Here is a 12,273-nt window from a genome sequence, read left to right as displayed (position 1 = left end):
CGGCATGACCCGGGCGAGGTTCGAGGGTCTGCGGCACGTACGGGGCGTACGGCCGCACTCTCAGCGCTGTGAGCGCTCCCCTGTCGGCTGTTCGGTTGTGTGGGCCGCACCGGGCGGCCCGTTCGAACACTACCAGTCAGGCGTCAGCGTTCGGTCGCCGCGAGCTGGCCGCACGCACCGTCGATCTCCTGACCCCGGGTGTCCCGTACGGTCACGGGTACACCGTGCGACTCCAGCGTCCGCACGAACGCGGCCTCGTCCTCGGGCCGGGAGGCGGTCCACTTGGAGCCGGGCGTCGGGTTGAGCGGGATGAGGTTGACGTGCACCCGCTTGCCCTTGAGCAGCCGGCCCAGCAGATCCGCACGCCACGCCTGGTCGTTGATGTCCTTGATCAGCGCGTACTCGATGGAGACCCGGCGCCCGGACCTGGCCGCGTACTCCCAGGCGGCGTCGAGCACCTCGCGCACCTTCCACCGGGTGTTGACCGGCACCAGGGTGTCCCGCAGTTCGTCGTCGGGCGCGTGCAGGGAGAGCGCCAGCCGGCACTTGAAGCCCTCGTCGGCGAAGCGCAGCATCGCGGGCACGAGCCCCACCGTGGAGACGGTGATACCGCGCTGGGACAGCCCGAGGCCGTCCGGCTCGGGGTCGGTCAGCCGACGGATGGCGCCGACCACCCGCTTGTAGTTGGCCAGCGGCTCGCCCATCCCCATGAAGACGATGTTCGACAGCCGCGCCGGTCCGCCCGGCACCTCGCCGTCCCGCAGGGCGCGCATCCCGTCGACGATCTGGTGGACGATCTCCGCGGTGCTCAGATTCCGGTCCAGACCGGCCTGGCCCGTGGCGCAGAACGGACAGTTCATCCCGCAGCCGGCCTGCGAGCTGATGCACATGGTGACCCGGTCCGGGTACCGCATCAGGACCGACTCCACGAGCGTCCCGTCGTGCAGCCGCCACAGCGTCTTGCGCGTGGCGTCGTCGTCGCAGCTGATGTGCCGCACCACACTCATCAGGTCGGGCAGCAGCCCGGACGCCAGCTTCTCGCGGGCAGCGGCCGGGATGTCGGTCCACTGCTGCGGGTCGTGCGCCAGCCGCGCGAAGTAGTGCTGCGAGAGCTGCTTGGCGCGGAAGGGCTTCTCGCCGAGCTCTTCGACCGCCGCACGGCGCTCCTCAGGAGCGAGATCGGCGAGGTGGCGGGGCGGCTTCTTGGCGCCGCGCGGGGCGACGAACGTGAGTTCTCCGGGTGCAGGCATAGCCGTACCAGTGTCGCAGATCATTTTGGCGGGCCGCTGGTCAGCGGGTGGGGGCCGGCAGGCAGCTCCCCGTCGGCGGCCGTCGGCGCAGCGCGGCACGGCCCGGGGAGCAGCCCTGCCTGGTGCGGGGGGGCGGCGGAGGGCCGGGCGTCCTGCGCACGGTGCCGAGGGGCCCGGACCGGATGGGCCTAGGATCAGCGGCATGGCGACGCGGCTGGTACAGATTGCGATGAAGGCGCAGGACAACTCCGCACTCGGCCGCTTCTGGGCCGCGGCGCTCGGCTGGTCCGTCGTCGACGACGGACCGGAGGTGACCAATGTCGAGCCCCCGGGCTTCACCTACCCCGACCCCGTCGCCCTCTGCGTGGACGTCCTGCGCGTCCCCGAAGCCAAGACGGGGAAGAACCGGGTGCACATCGATCTCGCCACCGCCTCTGCCGCCCACCGGGCGCATCTGACCGCCCGCCTCGAGGAACTCGGGGCGGCACCCGCCGACGTGGGGCAGGGCGATGTCCCCTGGACGGTCCTGGCCGACCCGGAAGGCAACGAGTTCTGCGTGCTGGAGCCCCGGGAGGTCTACCGGGACACCGGGCCGATGGCCGCGGTGGCGGTCGACTGCGCGGACCCGCAGGCGATGGCCCGCTTCTGGGGCGAGGCGATGGACTGGACCGTGCACGAGGTGACCGACGAGAAGGCGGTGCTGCGCTCGGCGCAAGGAATCGGCCCGTACCTCGAATTCCTCCGCAGCTCCGACCCGAAGACCTGCTGGAACCGCATCCACTTCGACCTGCGCCCCTACCCCGGTGACGACCAGGCGGCGGAGGTGGCGCGGCTGCGGGCGCTCGGCGCGTCCGACATCGACGTCGGCCAGCGCGACGTGTCCTGGACGGTCCTCGCCGATCCGGAGGGCAACGAGTTCTGCGTGCTCACCCCGATGTGAGGTCCAGCGCCCCGGCCCACCGTGGCCACGCCCTGACCGGCGGGGTCACGCACCGCGTCCCGCGTTCCTCGGCCGCCGCGGCGGACGCGTGGGCGGGCTCGCTCCCCCTCCCACGCAGCAGGGTCCCCGGCGGCCGGTGCTCCCGACCGGCGCCGAGCATGCGGCACCGCCGGGACATGGACACACCTGGCGCCCGTACTCCGCACCCGCGTGTACGGGCATGGGCGCTCGCCGGATCTCCCACGCCCGGCCTTCTGCGCCGGACCTCTCGCGCGGGGCGGATTCAGCCCGCGCCGACGAAGACCACCAGCAGCAGCCAGACCACGGGCGCGGTCGGCAGCAGCGAGTCGAGCCGGTCCATGATGCCGCCGTGCCCGGGCAGCAGGGTTCCCATGTCCTTGATGCCCAGGTCCCGCTTCATCATCGACTCGCCCAGATCGCCCAGGGTGGCGCTGACCGCGACCGCGAGGCCCAGCAGCAGACCCTGCCACCAGCGCCCGTCGTCGATCAGGAACTGTGTGCACAGGGCACCCGCCGCCATGGCGAAGGCCACCGCGCCGACCAGTCCCTCCCGGGTCTTGCCGGGGCTGATCCGGGGGGCGAGCTTGTGCCGTCCGAATCGCCAGCCCACCGCGTAGGCACCGGTGTCGCTGACCACCGTGAGGATCAAAAACGTCAGCACCCGCCAGGGTCCGTCGTCCGCGGCCAGCATCAGGGCGACGAAGGTGGCGAGGAAGGGCACGTAGAAGGCAGCGAAGAGAGCCGCCGTCACATCCCGCAGGTAGTCGGCCGCAGGCTGCGTCATGCGCCAGGCCAGCACGGCCAGAGCCGTGAGCGCCATGGCGATCCAGGCGCCCTCCGCGCCCCGCAGATAGCCGGCGACCGTCATGGCCGCGCCGCCGAGTGCCAGCGGCACCAGCGGGACCTGGATCTCCTTGCGCTCCCGCAGCCGCGAGGCCAGTTCCCAGAGCCCGACGACGACCGCCAGCACGATGACTCCGAGGAAGGCCGGCTTGTAGAAGAACAGCGCGGCCAGGATGACGACGCCGAGGCCCAGACCGACCCCTATCGCCGCGGGCAGGTCCCGCCCGGCGCGCTTCCTGCCCCCCTCCGCAGCCGCGGGCGCTTCGGGCCGCCGTGGGGTGTGCTGCGGTTCCGGCCCGTCCTGGCCGTGCCGCGCACCGGAGGGACCGGTGGGATCTGTGGGGCCGGGGCCATCGGGGCGGCGCCGGCCGTCACGGCCGTCTCCGGCGTCACCGGGGCTCCCGGGGTCGGGTGCAATGGGCATACGCCGAGTCTGCGACGCGTCGCCGCCCACATCGTGCACGGGGACGCTCACGTCGTGGGCGGACACCGGACCATCGCCCGGGCGGGGCATCGCCGCGGGAGCGGCGGAGCCCTGTTCGGGAGGGCCCCAGTAGCCCGCGTCCGGTTGCGGCGCTCCCCAGGATGAGTCGTTCACAGATAGCAGCCTTCGACCTCGGACCTTGGGACGGTGGGCTCAGACTTCGAGCAGCTCGGACTCCTTGTGCTTGAGCAGCTCGTCCACCTGTGCGACGTACTTGGAGGTGGTGTCGTCGAGTTCCTTCTCGCCCCTGCGGCCCTCGTCCTCACCGACCTCGCCGTCCTTGATGGCCTTGTCCATGGCCTCCTTGGCCTTGCGCCGGATGCTCCGGATGGCGATCTTGGCGTCCTCGCCCTTGGCCTTGGCGACCTTGATGTACTCCCGGCGGCGTTCCTCGGTCAGCTCGGGGAATGTCACCCGGATGATATGGCCGTCGTTCGACGGGTTGACGCCCAGGTCCGAGTCGCGGATGGCCTGTTCGATGTTGCGCAGCGAGCTCTTGTCGAACGGAGTGACCACCGCCATCCGGGGCTCCGGTACGGAGAACGACGCGAGCTGGTTGATCGGCGTCATCGTGCCGTAGTACTCGGCCACGATCTTGTTGAACATCGCCGGGTGCGCACGGCCGGTGCGGATAGCGGCGAAGTCCTCCTTGGCGACGACGACCGCCTTCTCCATCTTTTCCTCGGCTTCGAGGAGGGTCTCTTCGATCACCACGTGCTCCTGGTTCGATGAATGAGCCTGACTGCTTCATCCGGGGCTGTGAGCTGACGGCCGCCCCGCGGGCCGCCCCGGCCCCCGCGATGCCCTGCTGCCTGCACGGTGTCCGACCGGCAGGCTGTTGTCCATCCCCGTACCGGGCCGTTCCGGCGCGACGATGTTGCCGCCGGCACCTCCGGACCCGTGGCCGGCCGTCCCGCCGGACCCGCGGATCCGCCGACCGGGCCAATGCCGGGTACGGCTCCGGAGTCAGGGGCGGGGCCCGGGCCGGGGCCGGTCAGGGCCGGGTGCCCTGATTGCTGACCAGGGTGCCGATCTTCTCACCCTTGACGGCGCGGCCGATATTGCCTTCGGCCAGCAGCTCGAAGACGAGGATCGGCAGCTTGTTGTCCCTGCAGAGTGTGATCGCGGTCATGTCGGCGACCTTGAGATCGCGGGTGATGACCTCGCCGTACTCGAGCGCGTCGAACTTCACCGCCGCGGGGTTGCGCGCCGGGTCGGAGTCGTAGACGCCGTCCACGCCGTTCTTGCCCATGAGCATCACCTCGGCGTTGATCTCCAGAGCACGCTGGGCGGCCGTGGTGTCGGTCGAGAAGTAGGGCATCCCCATACCGGCGCCGAAGATGACGACGCGGCCCTTCTCCAGGTGGCGGATGGCGCGGAGCGGGATGTAGGGCTCGGCGACCTGCCCCATCGTGATGGCGGTCTGCACCCGCGAGTCGATGCCTTCCTTCTCCAGGAAGTCCTGGAGCGCCAGGCAGTTCATCACGGTGCCGAGCATGCCCATGTAGTCCGAGCGCGCCCGGTCCATGCCGCGCTGCTGGAGCTCGGCGCCCCGGAAGAAGTTGCCGCCGCCGATGACGACGGCCATCTCGGCCCCGTCCTGGACGACCGAGGCGATCTCCCGGGCCATCTTGTGCACGACGTCGGGATCGACACCGAGTCCGCCGCCACCGGCGAACGCCTCGCCGGAGAGCTTCAGCAGGAAGCGCCGTCGGCCGTCGCTGTCGTTGTCGGTGTCATTGCTGCTCATGGAGATCTCCTCGTGCACATACGAAAGAGGCCATTGCCGTCGGATCCTCGCGGTTCCCTCTGCGGCAATGGCCTCCTCGTCACAACTGCCCTGTGCCCGACCTTATCGGGCCCGTGCCGGTTCCGTGCGCACTACCCGGTGTGCTCCACCCCCGAGCGAGCAGAACCGGCCGCGGGGTGCGTCGGGAACGGGGGTCCTCAGGCGCCGACGCGGAAGCGGGCGAAGCGCTTCAGCGAGACACCGGCCTCTTCCAGGACCTTCTGCACGGACTTCTTGTTGTCCTTGGCGAAAGGCTGGTCCAGGAGGGTGTTCTCCTTGAAGAAGCCGTTGACCCGGCCCTCGATGATCTTCGGCAGGGCAGCCTCGGGCTTGCCCTCCTCGCGGGCGGTCTCCTCGGCGATGCGGCGCTCGTTGGCGACCGTCTCCTCCGGGATGTCCTCGCGGGTCAGGTACGCCGGGGCGAAGGCGGCGATGTGCTGCGCGACGTCCTTGGCGATCTCCTCGTTCGCCGCGTCCAGCTCGACCAGCACACCGACCTGCGGGGGCAGGTCCGGGCTGGTGCGGTGCAGGTAGGAGCCGACGAAGGCACCGGAGAACTGTGCGAAGCGGTCCAGCACGATCTTCTCGCCGAGGCTTGCGTTGGCCTCGTCGACGTACGCCTGCACGGTCTTGCCCGACTCGATCTCGGAGGCGAGCAGCGCGTCGATGTCGGCCGGGGAGGTGGCCTCGATGTGCGCGGCGATGGCCTCGGCTGCGGCGAGGAACTTCTCACCCTTGGCAACGAAGTCCGTCTCGCACTTGAGCTCGACCAGCACGCCGGTGGCGCTGTCGGCGGCGATGCGGGTGATGACCGCGCCGTTCTCGGCGGTGCGGCTCTCGCGCTTGGCCACGCCCTTCTGGCCCTTGACGCGCAGAACCTCGACGGCCTTGTCGACGTTGCCCTCGGCCTCGTCCAGCGCCTTCTTGCAGTCCATCATGCCGGCGCCGGTCAGCTCCCGGAGCTTCTTGACGTCGGCGGCGGTGTAGTTCGCCATGGTCTGTGAATCTCTTCTCGGAAAGTCGGTGAGGTTGGTTCGGAGTCACACGGGACCGGCTCAGCTCACGGCTGGACGGCGGGGGCACCCGGCCCCCGCCGTCCCACCGCAGACCTGTGGGCCCACGTGATCCACGTGGGCCGTGGGTCAGCCCTGCTGCTCGGCGGGGGCCGCCGCCTGCTCGCCCTCGGCGGCCTCGGCAGCCTCAGCGGCGGGCTGGGCCTCGGCCTCGGCCTCGGCGGGCTTCTCGGCCTCGGCCTCGGCGGGCTTCTCGGCGGCCTTCTCGCCCTCGAGGAGGTCACGCTCCCACTCGGCCAGCGGCTCACCGGCGGCCTTCTCGCCCTTGCCCTCGCCGGAGCCGCCGGACGAACGGGCGATGAGGCCCTCGGCCACGGCGTCGGCGATCACGCGGGTCAGCAGGGTGACGGAGCGGATCGCGTCGTCGTTGCCCGGGATCTTGTAGTCGACCTCGTCGGGGTCGCAGTTGGTGTCGAGGATCGCCACCACCGGGATGTTGAGCTTGCGCGCCTCGCCGACCGCGATGTGCTCCTTCTTGGTGTCCACGATCCAGACGGCGCTGGGCACCTTCTGCATCTCGCGGATACCACCGAGGGTCTTCTCCAGCTTGGCCTTCTCGCGGGAGAGGACCAGCAGCTCCTTCTTGGTGAGACCGGAGGCGGCCACGTCCTCGAAGTCGATCTGCTCCAGCTCCTTGAGGCGCTGCAGCCGCTTGTAGACCGTCGAGAAGTTGGTGAGCATGCCGCCGAGCCAGCGCTGGTTCACGTAGGGCATGCCCACGCGGGTGGCCTGCTCGGCGATGGCCTCCTGGGCCTGCTTCTTGGTGCCGACGAACATGATGGAGCCGCCGTGGGCGACGGTCTCCTTGACGAACTCGTAGGCGCGGTCGATGTACGACAGCGACTGGAGCAGGTCGATGATGTAGATGCCGTTGCGCTCGGTGAAGATGAAGCGCTTCATCTTCGGGTTCCAGCGGCGGGTCTGGTGCCCGAAGTGGACGCCGCTCTCCAGCAGCTCCCGCATCGTGACGACGGCCATGGCCGTTCTCCTTGGTGTACTCGGTTGTCGTCAGCGGAGGCCGGACGCCCCCGCTTGCCTGACGCCCCCGACGCGCCGCCCGGAGGGTTCCGGTGTGGAGTCCGGGACCCTTCCTGGGACCGAGATGCGCGGCCACCGGGTGAGGATGGCGGGGCGTGCGAAGTCAGCCCGGTCACCCGGGCCGCACCAGCAGTGTACGGGACCGCGGAGGGGCGCCGCGCCCGCCGGGGGCCGGGAGCCCTACCGGGGCGTCGGGCACGGGAGAACCCTCGGAGGGCGCGAGAGCTCCGCGGGGGCCAACGGCGCGGCGCCAGTGCGGGGAGGGGGACCGACGGGGGGACCGGCGCAGGGCTGGGGAACCAGAGCAGAAGAACCGGAATGCCGCCCGGCCGCAGGCCCTCGCACGGGTGATGAGCGCGGAACGGCCTCGCAGCCGCTCCCCTGCCGCCCCGATCTCCCTCGTCCGGGTGACGGAGCTGTCCACAGCCGGTCGGTTGTCCACAGCTTCGGGCCATGATCCCCGCGCGACGGCGCACCGGGCCACCGTTCTCCCATGGAACAGCACACCTTCCCGGACGACGGCTCACGCCGCGCTCTCCCGACCTCCCGGACTCTCCGTTCCCGGACTCCACGTTCCCGGCCTCTCCGTTCCCGCGCTCCGCGGCAACGGAGAGCCGCTCGCGCCGCCGGACACGCGGTGGCGCGAGCGGTCGTGCTGCTGGGGCTGCTGGTCTGGCTGGGCTGCCTTCCCCGCGCGGGCACGGCTGCCGCATCTGCGGAGGCCCGTGCCGTGAAGCTGTCCGCGGCCGGAGACGCCCATGCGGCCGCGGGAGCGGGGAGCGGGCCGAGCCACGCGTCCGGAGACCGCGATCCCCCGGGCCGGGAAGCGGTTCCTCCCGTGACGGGGAGGGCTTGGCCGGTCCGGGGAAGAGGCGGTGCCCGACGGCCGCGGGTGTCGCGCGGCTGGGACCCGCCGCCCGAACCGTGGGCGGCGGGCCACCGTGGGGTCGACCTCGCGTCCGGTGCCGGGCAGCCGGTGCGCGCGGTGGCGGCGGGCCGGGTGTCGTTCGCCGGACGGGTCGCGGGAAAGTGGGTGGTGTCCATCGAGCTCGGCGGCTCGGGGCGGCCTCCGCTGCGGACGACGTACCAGCCGGTGCGGCCCTCCGTGCACAAGGGCGACCGGGTGCGGGCGGGCCAGCGGGTGGGCACGCTCCTGCGCGGCACTCACTGTCCACGCGCCTGCCTGCACTGGGGGCTGCTGCGGGGCAAGCGCTACCTCGACCCGCTCTCCCTGCTGCCCGCCGCGCTCCTCGGCGGACCCTCCCGGCTGCTGCCGGTTCGCGGGGTGCCGGTGCCGGGTGAGGACAGTGCGCCGCCGCAGCGGCGGGCAGCGAAGGACGGCGGAGCGGGCCGGGCGCAGCGGGCGGCGACTGCGGTCGGCGGAGGCGGCCCGGCCGCAAGCATCTGCGCCTCTGTTCTGGCACTGGGCGCGCTCTGGGCGCACCGGCGGATCGACGGCAGGTCCCGGGCCACGCCGCGGCCCGCGAGCGGTGGCCGGCCGGCCGGATGCCGGGAGGCGGAGCGTTCGCCCTTCGACGCCGACCCTCTGTCCGCTGTCAGCCCCGGACGCCGCTCAGTGCCATGGAGACGGCGGCCTCGGCGATCTGCTCCGGGTCCTCGGCGGCCCCGAGCTCGATGCGGCGCACTCCCGCGTCCACGACGCCCTGCAGCAGCACGGCGACGAGGCGGGGCCGGGCGTGGCCGAGTTCACCGAGCGCCTCGACGACCATGGAGATCAGCCCCCCGTGTGCGGCGCGGATCCGCTCGCGGGCCCCGGCGTCCAGCTCGCCCGCGGAGATCGCGACGACGGCGCGGTGACGACGGTCCCCGACCAGGGCCAACTGTCTGCGGACGTATGCCTCGACCTTGCCCTCGGGCGTCGGTGCGGCCCGCATCGCCGACTCGACCTCGGCTGCCCACACCGGGAAGTCGGCAGCGCACAGCTCTTCGACGACCGCGGCGCGGGAGCGGAAGTACTCATAGACGGAGGAGCGCGCCAAGCCGGTGCGCTGCGCGAGGGCGGGGAAGGTCAGGGCTTCCGTGCCGCCCTCGGACAGCAGTGACCTGGCGGCGTCCAACAGGGCCGCGCGCTGCATCGTCCGGTGCTCGGCCACGGAGGCCGCTCGAATCCTGGGCACGCCCCCAGCTTACGGAGGGACGGTCGAAAGTTGCACGGGTCCCGCACGACCGGCTGGGTCAGCGCCCCGCGTCGGCGAGTTTGGCGCGGAGCTGCAGAACCGATTTGGTGTGGATCTGGCTGACCCTGCTCTCCGTGACCCCGAGAACCTGGCCGATCTCGGCGAGGGTGAGACCTTCGTAGTAGTAGAGGGTCACCACCGTCTTCTCCCGTTCGGGGAGGGTGTTGATGGCACGCGCCAGCAACCGGCGCAGCTCCCGGTCCTCGGCGACCTCGACGGGGTTGTCGGCCGCGGTGTCCTCCAGCGTGTCCACCAGACTCAGCCGGTCGCCGCCGTCCCCTCCGACGTGCAGCAGTTCTTCCAGAGCCACCACGTTCGCCAGGGACAACTGGCTGAAGACGCCGTGCAGTTCCTCCGTCTCGATGCCCATCTCCTCGGCGACCTCCGACTCGGAGGGGCTGCGCCGGAGCCGGGCCTCGAGGGTGGCGTAGGCGCGCTCCACGGCACGGGCCTTCTGCCGCACCGACCGGGGGATCCAGTCCAGCGCCCGCAGTTCGTCGATCATCGCGCCCCGGATGCGGGTGATGGCGTAGGTCTCGAATTTGATGGAGCGGGAGGGGTCGAACTTCTCGATGGCGTCGATGAGTCCGAAGACCCCGGAGGAGACGAAGTCTGCCTGCTCGACATTGGACGGCAGGCCGACGCTGACCCTGCCCGCGACGTATTTGACCAGTGGCGAATAGTGCAGGATGAGCTGTTCGCGCAGCGCGCTGTCCGCTGTGGCCTTGTAGGACCGCCAGAGTTCATCCAGCGAGCTGGGCGCAGTCCTGGGCGTATCGTCGTCGACCACGATGCGCGCGGCTGCGGCGGCCGCTGCGGCGGTGCGGTCGGGCCCGGAGATGTGCTGAGGCATACGTCGCCTTGAGCCGTTCTGCTGGGTAGTGGTGGTCTGTCGGTGCGAAAGCGTGAGTGTGGCTGCGAGATGATGTGAGCGTAGCGTGACCGCCGCGTCGCGGTCAGCGACGTCCCGCATTCTTCTCCGCGCCGGCATGCTCCTTTCCGCGGTTGCTCGGCGGTGCTGGAGGCGGACGCGGCGCGGATGACCGGGCACGGGGCCGGGGTGGCCTGCCCCGCGGGACCCGCGCCGCCCCGGCGAGGACGCACAGCTCACCCTTTCACCCGATAGCCCCAGGTCAAGGACCGCCTCATCACCCGATGGGGTGCCCCTTGCCCGACGCGGTCAACTGCCAGCACTCGCCGTCTCGTTCGACGAAGCCGAGCGCCCGCAGTTCGTGGAGGCGTGCGCGCACTTCATCCGGCGGGACAGCGGCAGAACACGCGATACGGGCGAGCTCCGCCGCTCCCCGGCCGGGGAGCGCTTCCAGGACCCGCGCCGCGCCGGGACTCAACGCGTCCCTCGGCACGGACGGCGCCCGGCGCTCGGGAGCCAGCTCACCGACCATTCCCACCTGTTCGATCACTTCGTCGGCGTCGGTGACCACGGTGGCCTCGCCGCGCAGGAGTTCGTGGACACCCTGGGAGAGCCCGGAGGTGACCGGACCGGGCATACCCATCAGTTGCCGCCCCAGTCCGAGGGCGCGGCGGGCCGTGACCAGCGCTCCGCTGCGCAGGGCCGCCTCCACCACGACCGTTCCCCGGGTGAGCGCTGCGATCACCCGGTTCCGCAGCACGAATCTGCTGCGGGTGGGATGGTCGCCTGGCGGCAGCTCCGCGATCAGCAGGCCGCGCTCACCCACCGCGCGGATCAACTCCTGGTTGCCCGGCGGGTAGGCGACATCGGCTCCGCAGGCCAGAACCCCCGCGGTGGGTCCCCGGACCGCCAGAGCCCCGCGGTGGGCAGCGGCGTCGACGCCGTAGGCGGCACCCGACACCACCGTCCATCCGTGTTCGGCGAGCCCCGCACCGAGCGCGGCGGCGCAGTGCGCGCCGTACTCGGTACACGCGCGGGCACCGACGACGGCCACCGAGCGCAGCGCCCACAGCCGGAGGGAGGGTTCGCCCCGCAGCCACAGCCCGAACGGTCGGGCGTGCCCCAAGTCGTCCAGTTGGCGGGGCCACTCGGGGTCCTCCGGGCAGACGAAGCGGCCGCCGCTCGCGGCGATGGCGGCCAGGTCCGCGTGCGGCCGCGCCCGGGCGGCCCGCAGTCTCAGCCCCGCCCATCGCCGCTCTCCCGCGCCGCTGAGCGGTGGACCGCTCCCGCTCAGCGCCGCCACCACCGCGCATGCTCCATGCACGGCCAGCCACTTTCCGACGAGTTCGTCGCCGGGCTCCGCGATGCGGGTGAGGGCCGCCCGTGCCAGGCGCTCGGGCTCCTCCGGCACCTGCCCCGGCCGGACCGGATCCGCCTGCCCGGTCGCGCTCCGGGGTGCCGCGACAGCCGGTCGGGCCTCGGCGTCGGACGGCCGGGGGCCGACGGCCCGTGAGAGGCCGTCGAACGGCGCGGCCTCATCAGCCCGTCGGACCCCGTCGGACGATCCTGGCCCTTCCGGCGCTCGGGCGCCGCCGGACTGACCGGGCGCACCGGACATCCCCACCCCGTCGGACGGCCCGGCGCCATCGGCCCGTCCGGCACCGTCGACCGGCCCGACTCTGCCGGACGCCCCGGCACCCCCGGACGGTCGAGGCGGCTCGGGCCCCCGCGCAGCGGCCCCGTGGGGCGCCGCGCGGCGGTCCGGC

Annotated in this window: 10 protein-coding genes and 1 pseudogene; 2 read left to right on the top strand and 9 right to left on the bottom strand. The window is 72.0% G+C overall.

Annotated elements, in window-relative coordinates; all coding sequences use genetic code 11:
• Positions 1–143: 143 nt before the first annotated feature.
• On the bottom strand, positions 144–1,250 hold the full coding sequence (gene rlmN / locus BMX65_RS24505; protein ID WP_075002520.1) for a dual-specificity RNA methyltransferase RlmN: 1,107 nt from the start codon (positions 1,248–1,250) through the stop codon (positions 144–146).
• Between the two features lie 202 nt (positions 1,251–1,452).
• Here rlmN and BMX65_RS24500 point away from each other — a divergent pair, with 202 nt between their 5' ends.
• Positions 1,453–2,190, top strand: a complete 738-nt coding sequence (locus BMX65_RS24500) for a VOC family protein (protein ID WP_075002519.1) — start codon at positions 1,453–1,455, stop codon at positions 2,188–2,190.
• Positions 2,191–2,473: 283 nt separating this feature from the next.
• Here BMX65_RS24500 and BMX65_RS24495 read toward each other — a convergent pair whose 3' ends face one another.
• The 5 genes from BMX65_RS24495 to rpsB all read right to left on the bottom strand — a co-directional run bounded on the left by BMX65_RS24495 (position 2,474) and on the right by rpsB (position 7,378).
• A complete protein-coding gene (locus tag BMX65_RS24495) occupies positions 2,474–3,652 on the bottom strand; it encodes a phosphatidate cytidylyltransferase (RefSeq protein WP_075002518.1) in 1,179 nt (392 codons plus the stop codon).
• Between the two features lie 39 nt (positions 3,653–3,691).
• The gene (gene frr, locus BMX65_RS24490) at positions 3,692–4,249 is read right to left on the bottom strand and encodes a ribosome recycling factor (RefSeq protein WP_075002517.1); all 558 of its coding nucleotides are present in this window, start codon (positions 4,247–4,249) and stop codon (positions 3,692–3,694) included.
• 283 nt (positions 4,250–4,532) lie between these two features.
• Entirely contained in the window at positions 4,533–5,288 is a 756-nt protein-coding gene (gene pyrH / locus BMX65_RS24485; protein ID WP_026004505.1) for a UMP kinase, read from the bottom strand.
• Between the two features lie 197 nt (positions 5,289–5,485).
• Positions 5,486–6,322, bottom strand: coding sequence for a translation elongation factor Ts (gene tsf / locus BMX65_RS24480; protein ID WP_075002516.1), 837 nt, complete (start codon positions 6,320–6,322; stop codon positions 5,486–5,488).
• Between the two features lie 147 nt (positions 6,323–6,469).
• Positions 6,470–7,378, bottom strand: a complete 909-nt coding sequence (gene rpsB / locus BMX65_RS24475) for a 30S ribosomal protein S2 (protein WP_075002515.1) — start codon at positions 7,376–7,378, stop codon at positions 6,470–6,472.
• 553 nt (positions 7,379–7,931) lie between these two features.
• Here rpsB and BMX65_RS31700 point away from each other — a divergent pair.
• Positions 7,932–8,603, top strand: a pseudogene (locus BMX65_RS31700) (peptidoglycan DD-metalloendopeptidase family protein); the annotation flags it as partial.
• A 391-nt stretch (positions 8,604–8,994) separates the two neighbouring features.
• Here the strand turns inward: BMX65_RS31700 and BMX65_RS24465 are convergent.
• The 3 genes from BMX65_RS24465 to dprA form a co-directional block, all read right to left on the bottom strand.
• Positions 8,995–9,534, bottom strand: coding sequence for a TetR/AcrR family transcriptional regulator (locus tag BMX65_RS24465; RefSeq protein ID WP_075002588.1), 540 nt, complete (start codon positions 9,532–9,534; stop codon positions 8,995–8,997).
• Positions 9,535–9,634: 100 nt separating this feature from the next.
• The gene (whiG, locus tag BMX65_RS24460) at positions 9,635–10,489 is read right to left on the bottom strand and encodes an RNA polymerase sigma factor WhiG (RefSeq protein WP_075002514.1); all 855 of its coding nucleotides are present in this window, start codon (positions 10,487–10,489) and stop codon (positions 9,635–9,637) included.
• Between the two features lie 295 nt (positions 10,490–10,784).
• On the bottom strand, positions 10,785–12,125 hold the full coding sequence (dprA, locus tag BMX65_RS24455; protein ID WP_420856837.1) for a DNA-processing protein DprA: 1,341 nt from the start codon (positions 12,123–12,125) through the stop codon (positions 10,785–10,787).
• Positions 12,126–12,273 lie beyond the last annotated feature (148 nt).

The sequence above is a fragment of the Streptomyces qinglanensis genome (genome assembly GCF_900111245.1).
Taxonomy (GTDB): Bacteria; Actinomycetota; Actinomycetes; order Streptomycetales; family Streptomycetaceae; genus Streptomyces; species Streptomyces qinglanensis.
The sequence above is the reverse complement of the archived record's forward strand: the minus strand, read 5'-3'. Positions and strand labels throughout refer to the sequence as shown.